We start from the raw sequence: 25,437 nt of genomic DNA, 5'->3' as shown, positions 1-25,437 counted from the left end.
CCTTTAACCAATTTTAGCATCTGCACTCATTACTGTTCCAGGGAAACATTATCCTGCGCTTCCTGCAGCGCCTCTGTAACATCCTGCCGGTCTTCTAAAATTGCATTTAAGGTGGTATTATTAAATACTTCGCCAATAGTCGGGGTAATCGTAACTACTTTTACAATGCCGATCTCATCTTTAATCTCATTTAAAGTATCAAATGGATTTGTCTTGAAATAGGAAATATATTTATTTGATGTATCTTCTGTTATGGATTTATCTGTCCATATTTTCGTATTACAGGTATCAAAGCCCAGGTCTTCCCAGATTTTCTTTTCTCCTTCTTCCGACAATTTCGCCCATGCCAGAAATTCTGCTGCCAGGTCTGCACTTTCACACTGATTGGTTACAACCGTTCCTGTTCCGCCGATGCCCACAGATCTGTTCTGTCCTTCTTCATATACCGGGCAGGGTGCAATCGCCCAGGTATCTGTCATTTCCGGCATATAATTCAGGAATCTGGACATAAACCACATTGCTTTTGGGAATGAAGCAATATTTCCATCTGCCACATTGGCATACCCTTCCTCCATATCTACATGGCCGCCCGGCGATACCATGGCAATTCCTTCATCCAGCCAGTCCTGCTGCATGGTAAGCATCTTGTTCACAGAATCAATGGTTACGTCTGCTGTGCCCTGTTCATCTGTCCAGTCCTCACCATATTCCGCCATAGACAGGGACAGCCAGTCCGTACCTGCCGTATCCACAGATGTCATCCTGACTTTACCATCAGACGCTTCTGCTAACTTCTTCCCTGCCTGTGTGTAATCATCCCAGGTTTTAATCTGCGTATAGTCTATACCATACTGATCCAGGATCTTTGTGTTATAGAACATTACCGTTGCCCCAACATGGGTAGGCACTCCGTAATTTTTCCCATCTTTACTGTAAAGGTCAATACGTGACTGTACGATATCTTTTGTATAAGGTTCCATAAAACTATTCAGTTCTTTAAACTGTACTTCCCCCTGCAGAAAATTGGGGAATTGTCCAACTTCCACATCGCATAAATCAGGTGCACCTTCGCCTGACTGTAATGCCAGGGTAAGCTTATTATGCATATCTGCAAATGGATATGTAGTAAATGTAACTTCAATGGTCTTATCCGGATTTTCTTCGTTCCACTTCTGCACCATATTTGAATAAAACTGTGAATGCATCTCTACAAATGTCCACATATCAAAATGCGTTCCATTGGCATCGCCGGTAGTTGTCACAACTTCTGTCTCAGAATCTGCTTCCTTCCCATCCGCATTTTCAGAAGAAGCATCCTCCTTAGAGCTTGTATTGGTCCCTTCCGTTCCCGAAGCCGAACTGCTCTCCTTACCTCCACACCCGGTAAGCATAGTAACTGCCATAGACACACACAATAAAGTACTAATTAATTTTCTTCTCATTTTCGTTCCTCCCTGAATAAACTCACTTAGAAAATAACTCACATAAGGTTACATTTACCAAGCAAAAAAGGTCATCAACCCACACATCACAGCACTGCTTCAACAATCATCAAAACTATTTTCTGCCGGCCGGCATTTAGTATATATTCATCATATGTATTTTGTGCAATTTGTATATTTTTAATGACTTTTTATTCGCTTCGTAACTAAACTATACATTTTAATCCATATCTTGTCAAGTTATTTTTAAATTAATTTAGTTTATCTTAAACTCTTTGATTTTGTTGTGTGTTCCTTCTGCTTCCGTATTCGTTATTGTATTTTCCTTCAAATAGCGCTATAATAATTCTCAATACGACCAAAAAGGTTTTACGAAAGGAACACCCTATGCGTTATCTCAAAGACATCGACAGCGGCCTGCCGCTTTTTAAAGCCCTTGGTTCCGATATCCGGATCTCTATTTTAAATCTGTTGTTGGATGAAGGCCCTATGAATATGAACGTACTCGCCGGACGGGTAAATATAACGAACGGTGCCCTGACCAGCCATATTAAGAAGCTGGAAGACTGCGGTCTGGTGAAAATCACCAGCGAAGGTGATGGACACGGCAACCAGAAGGTCTGCTCTGCTCATATCGGACAGATACTTTTTTCTCTGACTCAGGAACCTGTTATCCAGAACGAATCTATTGCGGAATTGAAAGTCGGGCAATATTCCGATTTTTCCATTTATCCCACCTGCGGCATCTCCACACCTGCTTCTCTGATCGGTGATGTGGATGATCCCAGATTCTTCGTTCATCAACAGCGTTTTGACGCTGATATCCTCTGGCTCGGAAAAGGCTATGTGGAATATATCCTGCCTAATGTACTGCCTGCGTCACAGCGAATTGATGAAATTGATATCTCTCTGGAAATCAGCTCCGAAGCCCCGGGAAGCAACAGTATCTGGCCATCCGATATTCATTTTTATATAAATGAAACCTTTGTGGGTTATTGGACCAGCCCCGGAGACTATGCAGACCGCCCGGGTCATTTTACGCCAGGCTGGTGGTTTCCGAATTGGAATCAATATGGCCTTTTAAAGAACCTGATCATAAATAAAAACGGCACCTTTATGGATGATTTGAAAATCTCAGATGTCACGATTGATGATTTTGCTTTTACCGACCGGGACATGATCCGGTTCAGACTGGGCGTTCCGGATACCGCCAGACATGTAGGCGGAATGACTATATTTGGCAGCTCCTTCGGGGATTATAACCAGGATATCCGCTTTAAGGTCCGCTATTCACCACTGAAAGACGAGGCTTAAATACAAAAAAACAATAGGATTACACGAAAAAACGGGCGTATTGTCATCAGCAATACGCCCGTTCCCCGTTCTATCTTTAATTACCGGACTTTCCTCATATCTATTTCAATATTCTAAGCAGCATGTCTCCGGTTCCAACATTATAGCCGCTGGTTGCATATACTCCGTTTAAGCCGGGATTTGTCACAATAATTAGCGGTAACTTATCCGGGTCTACATACATCCTTCTTCCCAGTGTATTTACATTTTCAGCAAAGCTGTCATAATAAATCTGAACATCCTTCAGAGATGCCAGCGTTCTGGATAAGGTAGGATCCTGCAGTGATTTTTCTTCCTTTACTACAAAGATAATCTGTCCGTCAATGCTGTTAAATTCCTCTTTCCGTTCATATAATTCATTTAAAATATGTTCGGTAGGCTCTTTGCTCTCTTCCATCCAGATAATCAGGTTCTTTTTATTCTGCAAGATTTCAGAAGCCATGATCTCGCTTCTGTCTTTTCTGTGAAGTATAAAATCATTAATCTCGATATTTTCCAGCATATCGGATAATTTTGCCTCGCGCAGGGAAAGAACTAATTCTTTCTTTTCTCCCTGGTCCAATGAGAAACAATACGTTTTTGCAAAAATATTTCCGTTTGGCAGACGGTTTGAGGTTACAATGCGGTAAACTCCTGTCTCTAATGGAACGGTCATACCATCCTTCCACACTTCTGCCGCCAGGTTCAAAGTATGATAATCACCATTTTTTAATACTGCAAGAGTCCAGTTCTGGAAATATACCCATTTTGTACTGTCGCCGGATGCCAGACTGAGTGTACAATCTTTTTTCGCATTTTCCAAGATGGGACAGAATGCTCCTTCTTTATAATACTCCATGGCAAGATCCGCAGGATTTAACCTTGCCGCTATGCCCAGTGTACGGCAGACTGCAACAAAAAGAATCTTTTTGGACTGGGTGCTGCCTGTCTTCAGCATCAGACATCCCACCGGTGAAGTTGTCAGGCTGTCATATTCTCTGTCTTTCTTTTCCCCAACGGCTGCTTCAATATAATCCCAGATACGGGATGGTTCTGCAATAAATGCCTGTTTTTGATCCTCTGTAAAATATCCAAGGATGGACTCACGGTATTTGGTAAGGGGTTCCATATGCACTCTGGGGTTTAAAATGTAACGAACAAAAATGTCATGGGGTACATGTTCGGCATAAGCCTTGCTTTCTCTTAGATGCTCTTCCAGTACGTCACTTTTCAAATCACGGTAATCTTTTTTTGTCAATACGAAGAGCAGTTCTTTTCTAAGATCCATTTCTTCGGAAGCAGACAAAAATTTTACTACTTCCTTAAAATTGCCCCTGCTTTCTTTTAGAATCTCATCAATCCCGCTTCCATATGAGCTGCTGATCTCATTTGCTTCTGCCGCCTGATAGAAGGATGCCGCCTTTTTCTGTCTGAGGGCTGCGGCCTCTGCGAAACGTACCTCTCCTCTTTCCTTTTGCTCTTTTGCCGGCTGCTTCGTGTTAATTCTGGCATCTTTAGGAGCAATCACGTCAAAATCCTGCCAGCCGTCCATAACCGGCGGTATGCATCCGGCTTTGACATCTGTAAGGTGATCTTCTTCCAGTACAGCATCAAAAGATACAGAACACTCCTTTTCTTTATCCACATCCACTAAGATCTCTGCAAATACCCCATCTTTTATCACATGCAGATGACAGCTTCCAAGTCCTGTACAAAATCCCGCCTGCCCCTTTTCATCTGTTACGATTGAAGCGATGGGAGCAAATTCGGAATAGTTTAAAATCTCAAATTTTACAAGTGCTCCCGGTACCGGCCTGCCATTACGGTCTGTAACGTGTACCGTCAGTTTTTCTGTGAGCGCATAACGCTTAAGCTGACCCAGCACGGTTACCATGCCATCCTTCTGGATCACTTCTTCCTCTGCCCCTATGAAATCAAACCATCTGGAATGAATCAGCATGGCCCTGGATGACGCATTGGTAAACCAGCCTTTGTCCAGAATTTCTTCCGGTTCACACGCACCAATAAAATGCCATTCACCATCGCACCATACTTCTACCCAGGCATGATTATCATCACAATGGGACCATTTGGGAGCATAGACCTGACGCGCAGGAATCCCCACACTTCGCAGTGCACTTGTGGTAAATGTAGATTCTTCCCCACATCTGCCAAACGCACTTTTATACACAGTCATAGGTGATACGGTACGGTCATCCGTAGTCTGGTATGTAGCTTCTTCGGCACACCAGTAATTTACTTCCAGGGCCGCTTCCTCCATACTTTTCCCCTCTATCCGTTTAGACAACTGTGAATAGAAAAAGCTTCTGCAAGGAGAAATATCCTCTTCATTTATACGGTGATAAACTACATAATTTAAGAAGATGTCCTCTGGAACTTTTCCGGCAAACGGGCCCTTTTCCCACAGTAACACGCCCTGTTTCGCATAATCTGAAAAGTCCTCAAAAGTGTAATTTCCAAGATCACTAAGGGGCATGGCTGCATATAAATATTTCATCAGAATTGTCTCATGTTCGGAGCATTCGTTAAATTTCTCAATGATTTTTCCATAAATCTCCGGATATGCCGCTGCTGCATCTGCAAATCCTTTTTCAATCCGTTCTTCGCATTTTATTGAAAACATTTTAATTTTCCTTTCTGTCTAATAAATAATAAAGGGATGTAACTCCTGCACCGGTTGCACCTTTTGACTGAAACTCAAAAAGTGGGCTGTCTACCCAGGCAGTACCTGCGATATCCAGATGAATCCACGGTTTTTCCTCCGCGAACGCTTTTATAAATAACGCTGCCGTAATGGTACCGCAATGGCTTTCTCCCATATTTTTGATATCTGCAATTTTACTCTCAATCATTCGCTCCTGCTCTTCATAGACAGGCAGCCGCCAATAGCGTTCTCCTGATATCTGATATGCCTCTTTAAAGTCTGCGAAAAGGTCATCGTTATCACATACAACTCCCGCTGTAGAGAATCCAAACATATTTACAACCGCTCCCGTAAGTGTGGCAATATCTAAAACCCGGGTCACATTTTCATTTTTCACAGCATAGGCAACCGCGTCCGCCAATATCAGGCGCCCCTCTGCATCCGTGTTACATATCTCAATTGTCTTTCCAGCATAAGAAGATATCACATCTCCCGGAACAAGGCTTCCTGGAGCAATCCGGTTCTCACACATTGGAATGAGACCAATTACATTTGTTTTAACCTTATTTTTTGCCAGCGCCAGTACCGCACCTGCAACGGCTGCGCCCCCTGCCATATCGCCTTTGATTCCAAGCATGGAATTAGCAGGCTTTAAGCAATATCCGCCCGTATCACAGGTAACTCCTTTTCCAACCAGGGCTGTTATTTCTTTACTGTCCGGAGCTGCAAGATATCGGAAAATTAAAAAGCAGGGTTCATTGGAGCTGCTCTCACCAACTGCCAGCAGACCTTTCATTCCAAGCTTTTTCAATTGTTCATAGCTGATAAGTTCGCAGACAGCACCACTACTTTCCATCTTTTTACTGATCTCTGCAGCGAAATCCAAGGGCTTAAAATGATTGCCGGGCATGTTAACCATATCTCTTGCCCATACTACTGATTCCCCGATATGAATCCCTGCCTCAAGCTCTTTTTTTGCCAGCTCTAACTCGGCTTGTGCTATTCCGGTTAAATATACTTTCCATTCTTTCTTTTCTTTCTCTCCAAAAAAAGGTCCTTCGTAAGCTCCCATAAGGATTCCCTCCGCTGCTTCACGAACGGCAAAGGTTCCCTTTTTTTCTATGAAGTCCGATACATCTATGGAAAACTCATAGATATTGTGCTGCTTCATCTCTTTTACTGCCTTGGCTGTAACCTCTTTGATCTCCTTACTGCTACACTCATTATCACCTAAACCGATGAATAAATCAATCCGTTCATTTGAATTTTTCATAAAGCAGGATTGAAGATATTCACCCTGGAAAAGTCTTTTTACATATTCCGGGCATTTCGTGCGGCTCCATGCCTCTTTATTTATAAAATTCACCTGAAAAGTCTCGCTGCTGTTCACAACTGCTTCTATCATAATCACACCTCACCTGACGTACTGTTGACGGCGGGCATTCCTTTCTCTGTTTTTATTTAGGACTCCATAAAGAGCAGGATGCTTGAGATCTCTCCTGGCATCCTGCTCTTTAATATTAATCGTGTTTTCCCGTTTTATTAAAATTGATAATATTCGGAAATAGACAAGTGTTTATTGAGGATTCAAGCTATATGGACTACTGGATTAATACTGGATACTAATCATGTTATGTCCTTTCACTTCCTGCAAAGTAAAAGTAATATACTGTCCTTCCTGTTTAAAGGAAATGGCATTGTTCTCCGGTACCAGAGACACGGATTTAACTTCTTTGTCTCCTGCATAAAGCTTCATTGTAATCATATACAGCGGGATGATATCTTCTACCGTATAGATATCTTCGGAACGTTTTTCAGTAATATAATGTAATAAATGAAGAATATCACGGTTTTCTGCTTCCTGGTGATTCAGTGATGATATCAGTGTGGATGGTCCATCATGGTTTACCAGCTTATTCTCTAATAATAAATCCAGCGCATCTTTCACCATCAGTTTGCACCATCTTGCCGCATTCTTGCGATAGAGATGGAAGATCGGATGTGAAAAATAAACGGCATTTCCATTTCTCGTCACAGCCGGATAACCTGCTTTTCCGGATGACGGAGCATGCTGATGGGAACAGAAAGTCTTGCCAATACGGTCAAAATAAGGTTCTATTTTATCCATTAACACTTCGGCTCCTGCCGCTTCCACATCAAATCCTCTTAAATACATAACAAATTCTTCTTTTGGAAGATCTTTGCCAATTACTTCATTCGGCATGACAAATTCACGGTAAAACTTAGATTCTCCTAAATATTTCACACCATAAATATTTTCACTTCCATCCTTTGGAATACAGGAATCAAAAGAACCAATTACTTTTCCGCCTTTTGCAATATAATCTTTCATCACCTTTTCCAAATCCGCATTGTAATAGATACAATCCGGTAAGATGACAACTTTATACTGATCCATAGGCATCTGACTGTCAATGATGTCAAACTGGTAGGACAATTCCTGAAGCATACGTACCGTACCAATCAGAGATGGTGAAATTCCCAGATCGTATTCTTCTTCCGGATAGAACTCTTCCGGTGTAAGCACTGCTATTTCTGCTACGGATGACGCACTGCGGCAATATGGTTCTTTTTCCTTAACGCTGCCATAAACCTGCCCGATCAGGTCATAGGCACCCGGGGATAATTTCCCATTTGGATGCAGCTGGTCACCTATAGAACAGCCTGCGCCCATTGCCAGCATGCTAAAGCATTCTAACTCCAGCGCCGCACGGTTTTTCAGAGAGTGGAAATCTCCCCAGTAAGTATGAAATTTACCGGTCATTCCGATCATCTCTTTTCCAAGGTTTCTTGCATATCGGCTGGTTGCCGGGAAATGATCATATCCCCACCCGCCGCTTGGCAATGACTCCAGCTCTAAATGGCTGTAATCCTTGAAACTGTCCTTATAAGCAGGACCCACATGGGAACTGTTATAAAAAATACTTGCTTTCGGCGCTCTTTCACGGATGAATGCTGAAATTTCAGACTTGAATTCTTCCAGCATATGTATGGAATAACGAAGGCGCATCGCCTTGCTTTCCACATCTACGTGAAGTTCTTCCATCTTCTTAACACAGTGCTCACATTTACAATCAACCTGGAAAAGTATATCCATGAAGATACCATCCACATTATCTGCCCCTACCACATCAATCATATCTTCCAAATGTTCCTTGAAGAATTCACGATATCCGCTGTTCAGGCAGATGGTATGGTAAAAATGAGGTGCCGGTACGTGCTGGGTATCGATATATTCACCATTCTCATCCACAGCAAGCCATTCCGGATGTTCTCTCATAATACGTCCATCCCACTGTGCAGTTGTATAGATCGGTACTTTGATGCCTTTTTCATGGCAGGCTTCAATCTGCTCTAATAACAGGTTGTGGTTCGTAAGTTCCGGATGGATTAATTCCGGAAATTTCTTAGATGGATAATAGAGCCATCCATGGTGGCATCTTGCAAAACAGGTAATAGAATCTACATTTGCTTTCACTAAGGTGTCTGCAAATTCTTCTTTATTGAAGTCTTTTCCTACTTCTGGTATATATTCACTGGTATGGAAGTCTAAATGAATTTGTCTGTATCTGATATTTCCCACGTACCATTCCTCCTGATGTTTTCCGCCCTTATTTCGTTTGTAAAAAACTGCCTGGGCATATATTTAAAATTATATCTGATTATTCAGCCAATAGCAATTATCAATTCTTATTCTTTTACTGCTCCTGCTGACAAACCGCTCTCTACTTTTTCCTGGAACAACAGGTATAATACAAGCGGTACTACTACTGTTATAACAATTGCAGCCATTAAAAGACCATGTTCACTTCCACGTTCTCCGTTGAAGTTCAGCAACCCTAAGGCAATTGGTTTTAATTTTTTATCATTGATGAACAACAGAGGGAATAAAATGTTATTCCATGCACCCAGGAAATTGAAAATGGAAATTGTGGACAAAGCCGGTACCGATAATGGAAGCATAACTTTGCGGTATATCTGGAAATAAGTAGCACCATCAATTAATGCTGCTTCTTCAAGGGATTTGTTAACCCCTTTCATAAAGTTTGAAGTTACAATTATACTGAATGGAAGGTTGAACGCAACATAGATCATAATCAGTGCCGGTATATTATTTTTCAGATTTAAAGCTCCGATAATATAGGAAACCGGAACAAGAACCGTATGCACCGGTATCATCATACCTACCATAAAGAATACACTTAAAAATCCATTTATTTTGAAATCAAATCTGGAAAGCATAAAAGCTGCCATAGATGCCACAATTGCTAACACGATAACCGTAGCACCTGCCTGAATGATACTGTTCATGAAATACTGGCCCATGTTGGCACCGTTCCATGCATCTACGTAGTTTTTCCACTGAAATACTTCCGGAAGCGCAAACGGCTTGGAGAAGATTTCTACTTTCGTTTTTACAGAAGACAACAAGGTGAAAACCATTGGCATTGCAAACATTACCGCATTCGCAATCAGGAATAAATACATTACCAAGGTACCCACTGTTATTTTTTTACGTTCTTTTTTCACTTTGTTTTTCATGGTATACCTCCTAGTTCTCTTTGCTGCTCATAAGTTTATTACTGATTAAAGTACCACCCAGACAGATGACCAGTATGATAATACCGATTGCACTGCCAAGTCCGTAATGACTGTATTTGAATGCCTCGTTGTACATAAGCGTTGTCGGCAGATTGGTAAGTCCGTTTGGTCCTCCGCCGGTCATCGCAAATACCAGGTCGAATACTTTTACAGATCCGATGATATCCAGTAAGATACACATAGAAATAGTTGGTTTCATCATTGGTACTGTGATTTTAAAGAACTGCTGTACTTTTGTAGCACCGTCTATGGATGCCGCTTCATACAGGTCTTCCGGTATTGTAGTCAGCCCTGCAAGTAAAATTACCATGAAATATCCAACACCCGCCCAGATATTAACGAATACGATTACGTTCATTGCAGATGCAGGGTTAACCAGCCAAGGGGTAACCAGATCGGAAAGTCCGATTACTTTTAATAATGCATTGAATGATCCTGTTGGCATAAATACAAAATACCACATCAGACCTACTGCAGTTAACGGAAATACTGTCGGTACAAAGAATAATGCCTTAAACACACGGTATCCTTTGCATTTCGTGTTAATTGCAACAGCCATTAAAAGAGCGATTGGTGTATGGAAAATAACACTGAATACTACCATCTTTAACATGTTTTTCAACGCTAATATAAAGTCGGGATTCTTAAATGCATTTGCATAGTTCTGGAATCCTACGAACTTCAGCTCTGATCCTGCAATTCCGCTCCATTCAATAAAGGAAAAATACACTGCTCCGATTAATGGAATAATCTGAAACAGAAGGTATATCACTAATGCAGGAACGATAAATAGAAAGATATAAAATTTGGTCTTCTTACTTTTTAGTTTCATTCGTATCTTTGTCCTCCTTTTAGACAAAAAATTTCACAATTCAATTTAAAGCACACCGCATCAGCGTGGTATCATTAACATACTCAAAAGTGAATTGTGAAATTTTTTATATACTGCCGGAGTATTCCCCGGCAGCATCTGAAATTATGAATTTAATTTACTGACTGATACCCCGCACTATTTTGCGTTATTGTCAACTTCGCCCTGAATCTCCTGTGCAGCTGCTTCTGCGGTTGCACCTGTAAACATACTTACGATAGAGTTTCTGGTTCTGTCCTGCATGGATGTCAATGGATCAAAGTCGAATATATCAACACCGATACCAGTTGAGGTTCCGCCTAATTTTACATTTTCAACAAATAATGGTGAGCATTTGCTTTCGTCAAGATCGATATCTGTTCTCGGGATTAAGAAAGCAGCTTCTTCTGCATATCTCTTAGCAGCATCTTTGTTTGTCAGCATTTTTAATAATTCAATTGTCAGGTCTAATTCTTTTCCCTGTAATTTGCCGCTTACCATGTATGGGCTTAATGTCTGCATATCTTCGTTTTTAAATTCCTCTTTTTCTTCGAAATATGGGAATTTTGCAACTTTGATACTGTCAGCTACAGGTGTTTTTTCTTTATCTGTAAAGGTTCCGATGTTCCATGGTCCTGTGATAACCATTGCTGCTTCACCCTGCTGGAACTGTGTCATAGCGATATCATCTGTGATACCAGCTGCACTTGCATCGAATGCACCTAAATCGATTAAGTCTTTTTCTTTCTGTAAGGTTTCAACAACGTCACTGTCTGTCCATTTCTTTTCACGGGTTCCAAGCAGTTTCGCTGCTTCTGTTCCTAACCATTTGTAGAAGATCTGGTCATGTAAATGTCCTGCCATGTAAGTACTCTGAGCTCCCATAGCAATCGGGATTACACCGCTGTCTTTTAATTTTGTAATAGCATCTGTAAATTCTGTCCATGTTTCCGGGAATTTATCAACGCCTGCAGCTTTGAATAAATCTTCGTTATAATATACACCGATCAGTCCGGATTCCATTGGTACTGCGTAAGTTCCTTCCTGTCCAGGTACCTGGTAGTATGCAAGGGAACCTTCTGTAAATCCGCCGCCCCATTCTTTATCTTCATCTAAATACGGCTGAAGATTTAAGATCATGCCGTTATCAATATACTCAGAAAGGTTTGCAACACCCTGGATTCTGAAGATATTTGCCATCGTTCCGGATGCAATATCTGTTGAGAGAATATTGTTAAATGCAGACTCATCACTCTGGGAATCATCCACGATTGTTACATCCGGATGTTTTTCCTTGAACTCATTGATGATATCATTGTAGATATTAACCTGAGTTGTTGTTCCTGCCATTCTGGTCAGAAGACGGATCGTAACTTTTTCACCATCACCGGATCCTTCTGATTTTGCCGCATCTGTTCCGTCAGCCGCTTTTGTTTCTCCAGCTGCCTGTGTATCACCTGCTGCTTTTGTTTCCTTTGTGTCGGATGAATTACCGCATCCAGCCAAAGCTCCAACGCACATAGCACTTGCCAGTAATAATGCTGTTACTTTTTTCATTCTCATTGCTTCTTCTCCTCCGTTTTTTATATTTTTTTAAGTTTTCATTTCTTAAGTCTTAATCATTATAAAAAATTTCCCCGCAAATTAGAATGGTCATTTTCTATTTTTTTTGTACATTTTGCATTTCATTTGCAAAAAGCATATTCCTTACGTAGACTTTTTGTCTAAAATAATATAATATAAGGAAGATAATAGGAGAAACTAAAAATCTCTTTATTTATAAGAAAGGAAATTTTTTCATGAATAAGAAAAATTCTGCCTCGATACAATCTAAATTTTTCCTGAGCAGTGCCGGGATTGCCATAGCATTTATGGTCGTTTTGCTTCTTAGCACGTCTTTTATTTTTTATAAACATTTTATTGCTTTGGAAACAAACTCCGCATTGCGGCAGTTAGATTATATTTCTTCTCAGCTAGATTATTATTTGACATCTACCAAAAATTATTCTAAGACTATTATTATAGATAATACGGTACAGTCTCTGATGCGAAAATATAAAGATAATAATACTGCCTTTAATGCTGATGACAAACGAAATATAACCGCCCAGATTAACCGCATTGTACAAGCCACTCCCTTTATACATGCGGTAACCATATATTCTTCAGAAAAAGATATGGTGGCTACTACTGAGATTTATCCCTATGATACGTCTCTTGATGATGTTCCGGTAGATACGGAATCCGTATGGGTACTTCGCACAAAGCACCCGCAGACAAATCGTTATCAGAATATGGAAGCGGTCTCTTTAGTCCGTCCTTTTTATCATTATCAGACAGCCTCCCTATTGGGCTATATTGAAATATCCATACCGGAGCACACAATTTCCCAGATTTACCGGGATAAGATTACCGAAACAAATCATATATTTATGGCGGATGAAACGGGCAATGTGCGAAGTTCTGATAATTCCATCTCCCTTGGCTCCCAATATGACTCTTTTTCTTTATTAAAGCCGACTACCGGGGATGAATCCAGATTTACGTCTCATTCCATTATATTATATAAGTATTTTCCTACCCTGGACTGGTACATTATAAACGAAATTAATCTTCTGGATTTTATCAGGCCAACCATGTTTTTATTTTTTATAACCATGATGATCACACTGATATGTATCGCAGTATGTATCTATGTATCCCATAAGGTTTCCCATACAATCAGTTCTCCTATTGACCATCTGATTCATCACACGCGGACGATCAAGGAAGGAAACTGGACACCCGTACAGGAAGAATGCAGCGATACGGAGATCGGAGAATTATTTAAGGCTTTTAACAGCATGATTGCAGCCCAGGAAAAGTTAAAAAATGACCTGCTGGAATCCCAGAAAATGAAAACTAAAATATCACTGGATCTGCTTCAGCAGCAGGTGAATCCGCACTTTCTCTATAATACCCTGGATAATATCTGTTCCCTTGCTGAAATTGATGAGAAAGAGACTCTGATTGATATCGTAATGAATCTATCTACTTTTTACCGGGAAGGCTTGAGTAATGGTAAGTTTTACATTACAATAAAAGAAGAGCTGGAAATAACAGAAGCCTATCTGCACATTATGCAGGTGCGATACTTTAATAAATTTGATTACTATATTCACTGCCCCGTTTATCTGTATGAATATCCCTGCCTGAAACTGCTTCTGCAGCCGATTGTGGAAAACAGCATTTATCACGGGATTAAAGAGCTGGAATATAAAGGTGTACTGGAAATTATGGTCACGGAATATACCGATGCTATCCGCATTGTTGTGCAGGACAACGGCATTGGTTTTTCAAAGGACGCATATGACCAGATATGGCAGGCTGGCAGCGATCACTTTGGTATTAAAAACATTCATCAGCGTATCCAGCTTTATTACGGAACGGAATATGGCCTGGAAATCGCTAATCGCCCTGAAGGAGGCTGTGTAACAACAATTACAATTGGAAAGGAGGCCGCAAATCAAAATGACCTTAAATCTGCTGATCGCTGACGATGAATATTTCATCCGACAGCGTTTAAAAAAAATTATTCCCTGGACTGCTCTGAATCTGAACTTTATCGGTGAAGCAGAAAATGGACTGGAAGTCATGGAACTGCTGGAGCACCACCCAGTGGATATCATTATACTGGATATTAAAATGCCAAAAATGACAGGAATTCAGGCAGCGGAACAAATTCACGAGGATTACCCTCACACAAAAATTATTATTTTATCCGGCTATAATGATTTTGAATATGCCCGTACTGCCATGCGGTATGGAGTTACAGATTATCTGTTAAAACCGGTGGATACACTGGTACTGAAAAGTACCCTGGAGGATTGTATAGAAAAAATTGCCCTCTCCAGACAACAGCATCGCCAAATTGAGAAACTCTATCATTACGAGAAATGTACTGCCCTTACAAATGTTCAAAACGGATCTCTGGATATCCAGGAACTATATACCAATTATCCTGAATTTTTACAGATCTCCCATGCACTTTATATTGGTGCTTTTGTATTTGAAGATACCGAGATTGAAGTTCATCGCCTGATCACGGCACTTCGTCTTGAAGGATTCCAATGTGAATACACCCAGGAAGCAGAATACATTTATGTGCTGCAGATCTTTTTTACTGCCCCCCAGGCTTCCCATCATATTGGCAGTGTATTAAATGAATTTGTAGAAAAAGAAAAACATTTTGTATTCCTAAGCGTGGGTAACCTGTTTGCATTAAGCGAAAGCTGGAATCCTTATTTTAAGCGTGTTTTGCATGGATTGAGCAAGCGCTATTTTTCTTCCGGCTCTAACCTGCTCTTAGAATATGCAGCTACACCGGAACCCGATTATTCCATTGACCTGCCTAAAATACGGCAAAATATTACGTTGCATCTCAATGGAAAAGACGAAAGAACATTTTCCGATTATATTGAAGAACTATTTTCATCCATTGAAAAAAAGCACAGTGTTGACTATCTGTATCTGATCGTAACGGAATTATTTATGACCTTTCATATTTATTACCACATACTGGAGAATACACCCCAGAATATCAATGAATTTATTTCTTCCATTCTGGATGAAGAGTATACACTGGAAAGTTTAAAAAATACAGCTATCCATTACGGACTGCAGTGTATCCAGCAAAATGACACCTCTCCTTCTGATGTGGCGCTGAGTAAAAAACTAATGTCTTACATCGATGAACATTACAGTGACCAGGATTTATCCGTGGCCCAGATTGGTGATATTTTTCAGCTAAACTCATCCTATATGGGCAGTGTATTTAAGAAAGTAAACGACATATCCATCCTGCAATATATCACAAATGTACGTATGGAGGCTTCCAAACGGCTTCTGGAATCCAATCAATATAAGATCTCAGAAATCGCTGAACAGGTTGGATACTCTGACGTTTTCTATTTCAGCAAGCGTTTCAAAAAATCTTACGGATACTCTCCAAAAGATTATGCACTTCGTAATAAAAATTAAAAGAATATGCGGATACTGTTTCATAACTTTTTATGCGTTAAATATACGCAGGTAGTTGAAAATACTGCCAGATGGGAGATTATATGAAAAAGAAATTAATGGCAGTGCTATTAGCACTATCGATGACGTTACCTATGAACCATGTTACAGCACTTGCTGCAGATTCAGCATTGTCAAAGACCTGGGAATATCAAAGGAGTGATGCAAAGCCGTCAGAATTACCGGAAAGAGGAACTGTTGAAAGCAGCTCTGTTGAAAGTAATACTTTGGAAAGCGAAACAAGTAAAATTGGGGAAAGTGATACCTTTGTGCCGGATACTGCAGTATCAGAAACTACAGATGATCCGGATCGCAATGATAAGAACCAGACTTCTTCTTCGGAATCTGAAATTCCTCTGTCCGAAATAACAGAGAAAACAGAAATGACAGAAAAAGTAACGGAACACCTTACAAAACCAGAAAAAGAAACTTCGACAGGTATGGTTACCAGCCCGAAACAGCAGCGCACAAAAGTATCCGAAACAGAACCTGCTTCTATCGGGAAAGTCTCTAAAGCAAAACAGACAAAGCAGAAAGAATACGCTCCAAAATCCAATTCTGCACGAATTACCAGTTGTAAAGGCAGCGGTGTGGATCGAATTACGATAAAGGCTAACATTGGCAAACGTATCAAAAGCGCTGATTCATATTACTACCTGGTAACTGTAGATCCCAATTCCGGTAAGATTTTAAAAAGGGCTGCAAAGACCGCAAAGAAAACTTCCGTAACCTTTACATTAAAAACGGCCGAACCTAATAGAGGTTATGTATTGGCTAAATATGCAATCGCCATTAAACAAAAAAAGGGATATAAAGTGATCAGCAGTGCCAAATATGTAACTAATCCGGAAATTACTGCTGTAAACAGACATACATATGAAACCGGTCAAACAAAAAAAGGAATCCAGTTTACTACTACCCAGGATGTCGAAAATGTGGATGCCAAGAATACATTTTTAAATCTATATGCATCAACAATTTTATCGAATCCCGATACGACTTATAAATACAACGGAAAAACTTATCATTTTAACAGCCTCCGGGGATATGAAATTGCTGTATCCGAATTTAATGCCAAAGGTATCAATGTAACTTTACAGTTAGGTTTGGATTGGGGTGACGGCAGTTATCAGGATTTAATTGCATCCCAGGCGAGAAGCGAGGGGCATATCCTATATACCTGGAATACGTCTAATAAAGCGGCAAGAGAAAAAATGGAGGCCATGTTCAGTTTCCTTGCTTCAAAGTTCAGTACCAGTGAATGCCACGTATCCAACTGGGTTTTAGGAAATGAGGTAAATTCCTGTAATCTTTGGAACTATAAAGGCAGTATGAGCAAGAAAAAATTTATCAATTCCTATGCTTATGCTTTCCGTTCCTTATATAACGCTGCAAAAAGCAACTGGAATAACTCAAAGGTATTTATTTGTCTGGATCATTGCTGGAATACTGCAGATGCCGGCTACACAGCAAAAGACTTTATGAATTCCATTGCAAAGAAAATAAAAAGCATGCAGGGTGGTATCAATTGGAATGTAGCATTTCATGCCTATCCGGCACCTTTAACAAGTCCTGATTTCTGGAATAACAGCGCTGTTTCATCCAAAGAAGATTCACCTTATGTCACGATGGAAAATATTCAGGTATTAACAAATTACGTTAAAAAGCATTACGGCTCAAAAACCCGCATCATCTTATCGGAGCAGGGTTTCAGTTCTTCAAAAGGGGAAGACGTGCAGGCAGCGGCCATTGCATACGGATACTACAAAGCAGCATGTAATCCCATGATTGATTCCTTTATCATAAGAAGTTACAGCGATGAACCCGGTGAAACGGCACAGGGTCTTTATATGGGTATTAGCGGTAAAAAATCATATAAAGTGTTTAAATATATGGACACCAGAAAATCAGGTAAATATACTAACAAATATTTGAAAACCATTGGAAAATCAAGCTGGAAGAAAGCCGTTCCCGGCTACACGCCAAACAGGATCTATAAGATGTACCGTAAGTAAATCCTATGCCAGCAGACCTCTCAAAAAGGTCTGCTGGGAAAATTACTCTTTTCTCATTTATTACATAGATATACTTTTTGGCATTTTCATAATATCTTCGATTGCCATTTCTGTAAATTCAGCAATCTCCTGTATGGTTTTCCCTGCACGAATCATATTTTCTGCAATTTTAATCTGTTTTCTATGTTCACCTTCCAAAATGCCTTCCTCCATTCCTTCCTCAAATATTATTTTTTCTACTTTCAACATACGAATTTCCCTCCTTATCTCTTCTGCCAGTTGTCTGCTTATTATCTTATCAGCAAATGTCAATAATCCTGCCATAATAAATGTACGATCATTTTCATCTTCCATTTCTTTTGCTAACATGATGATCTTTTTTAAAAGAATCAGTTTCTCCTCTTTTCCTTTTACCGTCAACGGCAAAATAATCATTTGCATATTTTCATCATCTGTCAGTTTCTCACGGCATTTTATTTTCTTATGTATATTTTCATAAATTCCGGCTGTGTCTAAGCCGCAAAGAAATGCCTGCTCAATTTTAAATGTGAGACATCCGATATCAAGAACATCGTTTGCATGTTCAACATCCGATGTATACAGGATTAAGACCCTTAATTTCACGCCAGACCATTCCTCTCCCAACCTTTTTAGAATTCTGCAGACATAGCCCAAATAATCTATCAGGTCTTCATTCAAAAACTTACTCTCATAATCTACCAGGACAATACTGTTATCCGCCAGCAAAAACAGATTATCTAAACGCAGTTCATTTACCTGCAGGCTGGGTAGATTGGTTGGCAGTACTTCTATAATCTTCGGTAGCTCAATTCCGTAAACAGAAAATGATTTCTCTTTTAGTGACTCTGCAAATATTTTCGATAAAATATCTTTGTTTTGATATGCAATTCCTTCCAGCTCGGACACTCTCCTTAACATGCAAACGTACCACCATACATATACTACACTAAAAAATATAACTTTAAACATATACGTATCATCATACTTTGCTTAACAACAGGGGTTTTTGATTTGAATAAATCAGAAGTTTTCAGATATTAAAATACACATAAATAGGTTGGATGAATCTCTTATTATTTATTAATATAACATAACCACAAGAATAATACAAGGAATTTTTCTACTAGGTATAATAAAAAGGCATCTTCCGCTCACCGCCAACGGAAAATGCCCTGCTCCCATGCCTTTTAAACCTCATGATTCCGATATTCATTTGCCGACATCCCAGTCTGCTTTTTGAACACCCTTGAAAAATGTGCCATATCCAGAAATCCCACTGCTTCTGCTATATCCCCGATTCGAAGGGAAGGATCCTTTAACATCTCTTTCGCATGTTCAATTTTTGTATGGTTTAACAGCTCTGAGAAACTTTGCCCTGTATGGCGGTTCAGAAGCTTACTCAAATGCCACTGGCTTACGTAAGTCTTCTCTGCCACCTCCAGAAGCGTTATTTTTCGATTATAATTGTCCTCAATATATTTCAATGCATTTTTAACAATAAAACTGCTGGCTGCACTGTCGGAACTCTCCTCCACTGCTTCCGCCTCTCCGGTAATTTTCTTCTTCCGGAGATTTTGCACCATTGCATCTACAGCTTCCTCTATTTCACTCATATTAGAAGGCTTCAGCAAGAACCTGGTCACCCCCAGGCGGATGGCTTTCTGTGCATAATCAAAATCCCGGAATCCGGTCAGGATGGTAATTTCCATGTTTTCAAATTCTGATTTCAACCCGGCTGCCATTGCCAGCCCGTCTAGTCCCGGCATAGAGATATCGGAAACTATGATATTGGGCTTATGCTCCCGGATTACTTCCTGTCCTTCAATGCCGTCATTTGCCGTGGCAACAACTTTACAATCCCATTTTTTCCAATCCACACTTCTTGAGATTCCTTCCACAATGATTGGCTCATCATCAATAATTACTACTCGATACATAACTACGGCCCCCAGTACTTTTCTTGTCCAGACAGACACATCCACAGACTGAAATGATCCCTTTATCTGGATAGTATATCCATATTATCCCTTAATTGCACCCGCTGTCAATCCCTTAATAATGTTTTTCTGCAGGAAAATGTATACAATTAATACCGGAACTACAATCAGGGTTACCGATGCCGCCATGAGTCCGAAATCCGTTCCGTACTTGGAACTGATCATTTCTAATAATGCACAGATCGGCATATTTTTTGGATCACGCATCATCGTTTTCTGTACAAACAAATCATTATAGGACCATAAGAAGCTGAAAATTGCTACGGTAGAAAGGGATGCTTTACATAGCGGTATAATGATTTTAGTGAATACCTGGAATACATTGGCACCTTCCATATATGCCGCTTCTTCCATCTCGATTGGCAGTCCCCTTAGAAATCCCATCATTACGATTGCCGCAAAGCTTAAATTTCCGGCTATCTGAGGGAGAATAACTGCAATCGGCGTACTCAGAAAATCTGCTTTTACCATCATTCTCAGTACCGGTATAATTGTGGAGAATACCGGAAACATCAAACTTGCCACAATAAAACTGTCCATGAAGTTTTTTCCCTTGAAATTATATCTGGTCATCGCAAATGCCATCATGGTTGAAAGCAGCATAACACCCAGTGTTACAGATCCTGAAATGGTAATACTGAACCCATAAGCCCTTAAAATATTCAGGCTTTCAAATGCTTTCTTATAGTTTGCCAGATCAAATGCCTGAGGCAGACTGAATGAATTACTGATTACTTCAGCAGACGGTTTGAAAGAGTTCAGGAACACCCATAAAAATGGAAAGATTGTAGTGACTGCCCATAAAATCAGCACCGCATAAATTACAATTTTCCCAATACCGGCCTTCTTTTTTGGTATCTTCAAATCCATTGAAAATTCTTTACTTTTACTATATCTTAATTCCGTCATAACCGTCCTCCTACATGTTTGCGTCTGGTCTGGCAACTTTTGTAACGATCTTGGATACGATAACTCCTAAAATAACGATCAAGATTGCGATTGCAGAGCCATAGCCATAATCATTTAATTCAAATGTGGTCTGGTACATATAAGTTCCCATAAAATGTGTCAGTCCATAAGGAGCTCCCTGACTGGCAATTACCCAGGGCAGATCGAATACCTTTAAAGCTCCTGTTACCGCCAGGGTAATACAGGTACAGAAAACACCGCGAAGCATTGGCATTGTGATATAAAATACCTGTTTGAACTTACTGCATCCGTCGATGGATGCTGCCTCATATACCTCTTCCGGTATGTCACTTAATCCGGTCAGCAGTATTACAAAATAGAAGCCCACATAAGACCAGAGCGTTGGTATACATACCATGATAAATGCAAGGCTCTCACCCAGCCACTTGACCTTGGCAAATCCCAGTGCGGTTAATATCTGATTTAACATACCGGAATCGTAGTTATAGAATAATTTAAACAGTAAGCCGATTGCTGTTGCTGAAATAACAATCGGGAAGAAGTATACGGTTCTGAAAAACTGCTGCCCTTTTTTGATATTGCTTACCAGTACAGCTAAGACAAATGCAATTCCTACTTCAAAAATTACAGTTAGAAACATCATTTTTACAGAGTTCCCCAGAGCCACACGGATCATAGGATCGGAAAACAGTTTCTGGAAATTTTCAGCGCCCACATACCGGAATGCACGGCCCGGCATTGCTACTGGAACGGACATATCATAAAGGGCATTTTTGATATTTTCTACAAAGGGTACGTACAGGAATATCACAAGAAATAAAATTCCTGGAATCAAAAAGATGAGAAGCGGCCATTTTTTCTTATATAACATGGTGAATTACCTCCTGTTTTAAAAAATACATTGAATTTTGGGTATAAAGAAGCAGAGGGGGCGGTTTTGAAATCTCCCTCTGCTCACAAGGACAATATTTATTTCTTTACTACTCTATGGTTTCACCGTTTTTATAACGTGTAATCATATCATTGATAATGTCTTCTGCCTTCACCATACCTGCTGCCATACCGGAAATCTGGCTGGTCAGTGCTTTGTATGTGTTGTATCTTGCGTCAGTTGGCAGTACCAGTCCTTTTGCTGCCTGAGCATACTCAAGACCGCTCTTAGCCAGGTTGTCAGAAGGCATTTCATCTTCAGAGATTTCACAGGTCGGGATACCTGCACCATTCCAGTATTTCATAAGGGAATCCTTACAGGTCTGAGCCATAACAAACTTGACTGCTGCATCTCTCTTGTCAGGATCATCCCATGCTTTTCTTGTGATATAGAATCCGGAAGATAAACCGCTTACCATATAGCCTGCTACATCTGCTGCCTGATCAGGTACACCCGGGAAAGGAACGACTACTACGTTTTCTTTATCATCAATACCATTCATTCTCCAGTTGCCGTCTAACTGCATTGCAGCTTTTTTGCTGTTAAATAGCTGCTCTGCGGATGAGTTGTCGATGGTATCGGTATCTTCAGGGAATGCGCCCATTTCTTTCAAAGTCTTAATGACTTCAATTCCTTTGATCCAGCTTTCAGGTGCTTTATCCGGCATGGAAACATATTCTTCCTGTCCAGCTGTATACAACATACAGAACTCAACCCAGTAATGAGGTACTTCATTCAGTGAACAAGCTATGGGGATGATATCTTTGCTCTTAAATGTCTCAATTGCTTTTGTAAAGGAGTCCCAGTCGGTAGGAAGTTCTACGCCATTTTGTTCAAATACATCCTTGTTACAGAAAAGTCCTTCCCAATAACCCGTTGTGGGAACTGCTCTTTTCACACCATCTGCATTTTTTACTTTTTCCAATGCATCCGGTAATGTATCCCCGGCATACTCCGGATATTCTTTTACGATTTCATCGTAAGGTACTAATTTATCGGTAGAAATAATATCATTTGCCGTAGCATCTACGAAGAACTGCAATACATCCGGTTCATTTCCTACGGAAAAGTCTGCTGCGATTCTGGATTTCCACTCTTCATTGGATACCTGGGAATCATCTTCCAGCGTTACATTTGGATGCTGTTCCATAAATGCTTTATTCACTGCCTGATAAACGATGGCATTGGGGTCTGTTCCACCGAACATGGAAACGGTCTTAAGGGTTACGTCTTTACCTCCTGCCACTTCTTCGGCTGCCTTTTTTGATGTTGCTGTCTCTATCGCCGGTGCGCTTTCCGATGCTGCTTCGGTTTCTTCGCTGCCGCCTTCTGTAGCTTCTTTGGTTTCTCCATCTGCTGCCGGAGCTTTTGTTTCCTCTGATGCTGCACTTGCTTCTGTTTTCTTTGCCTCTGTTGCTGCGCTTGTGGAGCTTCCGCAGCCTGCCATCATGGACATCGTCATCGCTGCTGTCATTGTTACTGCCAATACTTTTTTGAGTTTCATACTTATTTCCTCCCTATGAGTTTTTTATTTCTATGAGTATTTCTCTCATTTCTTATAATCCTATTATACTTGCAATGACCTCAAAATGCATTAGACCTACTTGACATTATTTGTTCATTCTTGCCCTCTTCACAAGAATGAACAAATCCTGCGACAAAGTTACCCGTTTTATTCCCCAATTTTACCGGTACTCTGCAATTCTTTTTGTGCCTTTTGTCTATTAATTTCTTCCTCTTTGTCCATTTCCTTCTCATAGGGCAGCGTAATGACGGATTCCGTTTTGCCATCCTCACCCGGTGTAATCGAAAGCCCGTACTGCGCCCCGTAGATCAGCTTGATCCGCTCATTTACATTGCGGATTCCAAGAGAAGTATGCTGCCCCGGCTCAGCCTTGATACTTCCGGGGCTTCCGGACAGGATCGCGTTAATTTTCTCCATATCTTCCCTGGTCATAGGCTTTCCGGAATTGAATACCTTTACATAGATCTTTGTTTCATCATGGAATATCTGTATTTCTATAATACCGTTTTTTACCTGCTCTATCCCATGTACTACGGCATTCTCCAAAAGCGGCTGCAGAATAAGCCTTGGTACCTTTACCTGTAACAGACTATCATCAACCTTCCATTCCACTTTCAGACGCTTTCCAAACCTCATAGATATAATATAGAAGTAAGCATCCGCACAATGCAGTTCTTCTGCAAGGTTAATCAGGCGGCTTCCTGCCCTGTCCATCCGGTAATCCAGTACTGTACTCAGGGATTCGATCATTTTACTGATGGTGGTATCTCCGGACATTCGCGCCTGCCAGTTCATCATTTCTAAGGTGTTATTTAAAAAATGCGGATTGATCTGTGCCTGGAGTGCCATAATTTTAGCATCTCTGCGTGCCAGCTTTTCATCATAAGCATAATCGAACAGATACTTTACCTGTTTGGACATCCGGTTAAAAGAATCCATCAGATATGAAAATTCTGCATTTGGCATATTTTCACCCTCCACCACAGTTCCAAGCTGTCCCTCTTCAATGGCTTCGGAAGCCCGGATCATCCGGCTGACCGGAATACTTACCTGCTTATTTAAAAATTTCACCCCGTACATTAGAACTGGAATTAGTATCAATATTATACATGCAATAATCTTGTATAGATTATACAGTGATTCATAAAATAATGCCTTACTTACCAGAAATGCAACGCCTACGTTATAATCCCTGCACTTTTTTTCTTTCAGATAACCTTTGTAGCTGTTGCTTAAATCCATCTGGATTGTGTCATCTTTATTCTTATCATACTTTTGAAACAGTGCCGGAAAGTATTTCAAAGATGCATCCTCATCCTGATTTCCCACCAGAACAAATTCCTCACCATCATTAAAGCAGATTGCCGCATTGACGCTTAAGTCCATCTGGATATTTCGAAACAGCTGATCCTGGTTCAATTCTACAATTAACGTTCCAAACTTAATATACTTGGTTACCGTATACATATTCCGGACAATATATATCCGCCCGTCCACTACGCGGAGTACCGCATCCGAAGAATGGCCTTCAATGAGATCTTTCATTTCCCCATGGATCTGCTCCATATAACTTAAGTAAGAAAATTCATTATTTGCAGAATAACATAAAGGCTCATCGTCGCCTTCCAGATAGAAAGTAAACATACTGAATTTCTTGTCTATGTAAAACTTGCTTTTCAACTCATTATTAATGTCCTGGTAAAACTGATTCTTATTTGTCTCACCTTTCCGGTACTTTCTCCAGGCTTTTTCACATACACCTTCATAAGATGGTTTTTTCGATGCCGTAATTGCCTCATCAATTCTCTGGGAAAGTGTAGATGTCACATTTTCTATGCCCAGATTCAACATCATTTCCGATTTTTCTAAAATTTCATTCCGATAAGAAAAAACCATAAATACAAATAGTACCAACAGCGGTATTACCCAGCAGAGCATAATGAAAAAAAGCATCCTTGATTTCAAAGATCTGGGCTTTTGTGTATTCTGAGCCTGATTTTCCATAGTCCTGAACCTCCCTCTTCCATGGGTCTATTGTAACATAGTAC

17 protein-coding genes are annotated in these 25,437 nt (G+C 40.3%); 4 read left to right on the top strand and 13 right to left on the bottom strand.

Annotated elements, in window-relative coordinates; all coding sequences use genetic code 11:
• Positions 1 to 29: 29 nt before the first annotated feature.
• Positions 30 to 1,442 carry an ABC transporter substrate-binding protein gene (locus CD03_RS0111660; protein ID WP_027293783.1) on the bottom strand — a complete coding sequence of 471 codons (1,413 nt, stop codon included), beginning with the start codon at positions 1,440 to 1,442 and terminating at the stop codon, positions 30 to 32.
• Positions 1,443 to 1,829: 387 nt separating this feature from the next.
• On the opposite strand from CD03_RS0111660, the gene CD03_RS0111655 reads away from it, so the two are divergent.
• Positions 1,830 to 2,756 carry an ArsR/SmtB family transcription factor gene (locus tag CD03_RS0111655; RefSeq protein WP_027293782.1) on the top strand — a complete coding sequence of 309 codons (927 nt, stop codon included), beginning with the start codon at positions 1,830 to 1,832 and terminating at the stop codon, positions 2,754 to 2,756.
• Positions 2,757 to 2,856: 100 nt separating this feature from the next.
• On the opposite strand, the gene CD03_RS0111650 is transcribed toward CD03_RS0111655, so the two are convergent.
• The 6 genes from CD03_RS0111650 to CD03_RS0111625 form a co-directional block, all read right to left on the bottom strand.
• Positions 2,857 to 5,418 carry a transglutaminase domain-containing protein gene (locus tag CD03_RS0111650; RefSeq protein WP_027293781.1) on the bottom strand — a complete coding sequence of 854 codons (2,562 nt, stop codon included), beginning with the start codon at positions 5,416 to 5,418 and terminating at the stop codon, positions 2,857 to 2,859.
• 1 nt (position 5,419) lies between these two features.
• Positions 5,420 to 6,844, bottom strand: a complete 1,425-nt coding sequence (locus CD03_RS0111645) for a leucyl aminopeptidase family protein (RefSeq protein WP_044289318.1) — start codon at positions 6,842 to 6,844, stop codon at positions 5,420 to 5,422.
• A gap of 204 nt (positions 6,845 to 7,048) precedes the next feature.
• On the bottom strand, positions 7,049 to 9,043 hold the full coding sequence (locus CD03_RS0111640; protein WP_027293779.1) for a beta-galactosidase trimerization domain-containing protein: 1,995 nt from the start codon (positions 9,041 to 9,043) through the stop codon (positions 7,049 to 7,051).
• A gap of 107 nt (positions 9,044 to 9,150) precedes the next feature.
• Positions 9,151 to 10,002: a carbohydrate ABC transporter permease gene (locus CD03_RS0111635; protein WP_044289317.1), complete on the bottom strand. Its 852-nt coding sequence runs from the start codon at positions 10,000 to 10,002 to the stop codon at positions 9,151 to 9,153.
• 10 nt (positions 10,003 to 10,012) lie between these two features.
• Entirely contained in the window at positions 10,013 to 10,894 is an 882-nt protein-coding gene (locus CD03_RS0111630; RefSeq protein ID WP_044289315.1) for a carbohydrate ABC transporter permease, read from the bottom strand.
• 177 nt (positions 10,895 to 11,071) lie between these two features.
• Positions 11,072 to 12,475: an ABC transporter substrate-binding protein gene (locus CD03_RS0111625; RefSeq protein WP_027293776.1), complete on the bottom strand. Its 1,404-nt coding sequence runs from the start codon at positions 12,473 to 12,475 to the stop codon at positions 11,072 to 11,074.
• A gap of 236 nt (positions 12,476 to 12,711) precedes the next feature.
• Here CD03_RS0111625 and CD03_RS33290 point away from each other — a divergent pair, with 236 nt between their 5' ends.
• The 3 genes from CD03_RS33290 (at position 12,712) to CD03_RS0111610 (ending at position 17,985) form a co-directional block, all read left to right on the top strand.
• The gene (locus CD03_RS33290) at positions 12,712 to 14,448 is read left to right on the top strand and encodes a cache domain-containing sensor histidine kinase (protein WP_052377770.1); all 1,737 of its coding nucleotides are present in this window, start codon (positions 12,712 to 12,714) and stop codon (positions 14,446 to 14,448) included.
• Positions 14,423 to 15,931 (top strand): response regulator transcription factor, encoded by a 1,509-nt coding sequence (locus CD03_RS0111615; RefSeq protein WP_027293775.1) that lies wholly within the window; start codon positions 14,423 to 14,425, stop codon positions 15,929 to 15,931. The genes CD03_RS33290 and CD03_RS0111615 overlap by 26 nt, the downstream gene beginning before the upstream one ends.
• Before the next feature lie 83 nt (positions 15,932 to 16,014).
• The gene (locus CD03_RS0111610) at positions 16,015 to 17,985 is read left to right on the top strand and encodes a DUF5722 domain-containing protein (RefSeq protein WP_027293774.1); all 1,971 of its coding nucleotides are present in this window, start codon (positions 16,015 to 16,017) and stop codon (positions 17,983 to 17,985) included.
• 60 nt (positions 17,986 to 18,045) lie between these two features.
• Here CD03_RS0111610 and CD03_RS33285 read toward each other — a convergent pair whose 3' ends face one another.
• From CD03_RS33285 to CD03_RS0111580, 6 genes are all read right to left on the bottom strand, one after another.
• Complete coding sequence (locus CD03_RS33285) at positions 18,046 to 18,924, bottom strand: hypothetical protein (protein WP_052377769.1); 879 nt, start codon at positions 18,922 to 18,924, stop codon at positions 18,046 to 18,048.
• A 269-nt stretch (positions 18,925 to 19,193) separates the two neighbouring features.
• Positions 19,194 to 19,943 (bottom strand): response regulator transcription factor, encoded by a 750-nt coding sequence (locus CD03_RS0111600; protein ID WP_027293773.1) that lies wholly within the window; start codon positions 19,941 to 19,943, stop codon positions 19,194 to 19,196.
• Positions 19,944 to 20,027: 84 nt separating this feature from the next.
• A complete protein-coding gene (locus tag CD03_RS0111595) occupies positions 20,028 to 20,912 on the bottom strand; it encodes a carbohydrate ABC transporter permease (protein WP_242849084.1) in 885 nt (294 codons plus the stop codon).
• 10 nt (positions 20,913 to 20,922) lie between these two features.
• Positions 20,923 to 21,804 (bottom strand): carbohydrate ABC transporter permease, encoded by an 882-nt coding sequence (locus tag CD03_RS0111590; protein WP_027293771.1) that lies wholly within the window; start codon positions 21,802 to 21,804, stop codon positions 20,923 to 20,925.
• 109 nt (positions 21,805 to 21,913) lie between these two features.
• On the bottom strand, positions 21,914 to 23,368 hold the full coding sequence (locus CD03_RS0111585; RefSeq protein WP_027293770.1) for an ABC transporter substrate-binding protein: 1,455 nt from the start codon (positions 23,366 to 23,368) through the stop codon (positions 21,914 to 21,916).
• Positions 23,369 to 23,536: 168 nt separating this feature from the next.
• Positions 23,537 to 25,393 (bottom strand): sensor histidine kinase, encoded by a 1,857-nt coding sequence (locus CD03_RS0111580; RefSeq protein WP_027293769.1) that lies wholly within the window; start codon positions 25,391 to 25,393, stop codon positions 23,537 to 23,539.
• Positions 25,394 to 25,437: the final 44 nt, after the last annotated feature.

Source organism: Robinsoniella sp. KNHs210 (genome assembly GCF_000686105.1).
Classification (GTDB): Bacteria; Bacillota; Clostridia; order Lachnospirales; family Lachnospiraceae; genus Robinsoniella; species Robinsoniella peoriensis.
This window is presented reverse-complemented; position numbering and strand designations above follow the sequence as displayed.

Excerpts from the sequence above, each read along its gene's own strand:
- CD03_RS0111585 (WP_027293770.1), bottom strand. The coding sequence starts at position 23,368 with ATGAAACTCAAAAAAGTATTGGCAGTAACAATGACAGCAGCGATGACG.
- CD03_RS0111600 (WP_027293773.1), bottom strand. The coding sequence starts at position 19,943 with ATGTATCGAGTAGTAATTATTGATGATGAGCCAATCATTGTGGAAGGA.
- CD03_RS0111630 (WP_044289315.1), bottom strand. The coding sequence starts at position 10,894 with ATGAAACTAAAAAGTAAGAAGACCAAATTTTATATCTTTCTATTTATC.
- CD03_RS0111615 (WP_027293775.1), top strand. The coding sequence starts at position 14,423 with ATGACCTTAAATCTGCTGATCGCTGACGATGAATATTTCATCCGACAG.
- CD03_RS0111580 (WP_027293769.1), bottom strand. The coding sequence starts at position 25,393 with ATGGAAAATCAGGCTCAGAATACACAAAAGCCCAGATCTTTGAAATCA.
- CD03_RS0111655 (WP_027293782.1), top strand. The coding sequence starts at position 1,830 with ATGCGTTATCTCAAAGACATCGACAGCGGCCTGCCGCTTTTTAAAGCC.
- CD03_RS0111590 (WP_027293771.1), bottom strand. The coding sequence starts at position 21,804 with ATGTTATATAAGAAAAAATGGCCGCTTCTCATCTTTTTGATTCCAGGA.
- CD03_RS33285 (WP_052377769.1), bottom strand. The coding sequence starts at position 18,924 with ATGTTAAGGAGAGTGTCCGAGCTGGAAGGAATTGCATATCAAAACAAA.
- CD03_RS0111610 (WP_027293774.1), top strand. The coding sequence starts at position 16,015 with ATGAAAAAGAAATTAATGGCAGTGCTATTAGCACTATCGATGACGTTA.
- CD03_RS0111660 (WP_027293783.1), bottom strand. The coding sequence starts at position 1,442 with ATGAGAAGAAAATTAATTAGTACTTTATTGTGTGTGTCTATGGCAGTT.
- CD03_RS0111595 (WP_242849084.1), bottom strand. The coding sequence starts at position 20,912 with ATGACGGAATTAAGATATAGTAAAAGTAAAGAATTTTCAATGGATTTG.
- CD03_RS0111645 (WP_044289318.1), bottom strand. The coding sequence starts at position 6,844 with ATGATAGAAGCAGTTGTGAACAGCAGCGAGACTTTTCAGGTGAATTTT.
- CD03_RS0111635 (WP_044289317.1), bottom strand. The coding sequence starts at position 10,002 with ATGAAAAACAAAGTGAAAAAAGAACGTAAAAAAATAACAGTGGGTACC.
- CD03_RS33290 (WP_052377770.1), top strand. The coding sequence starts at position 12,712 with ATGAATAAGAAAAATTCTGCCTCGATACAATCTAAATTTTTCCTGAGC.
- CD03_RS0111625 (WP_027293776.1), bottom strand. The coding sequence starts at position 12,475 with ATGAGAATGAAAAAAGTAACAGCATTATTACTGGCAAGTGCTATGTGC.
- CD03_RS0111650 (WP_027293781.1), bottom strand. The coding sequence starts at position 5,418 with ATGTTTTCAATAAAATGCGAAGAACGGATTGAAAAAGGATTTGCAGAT.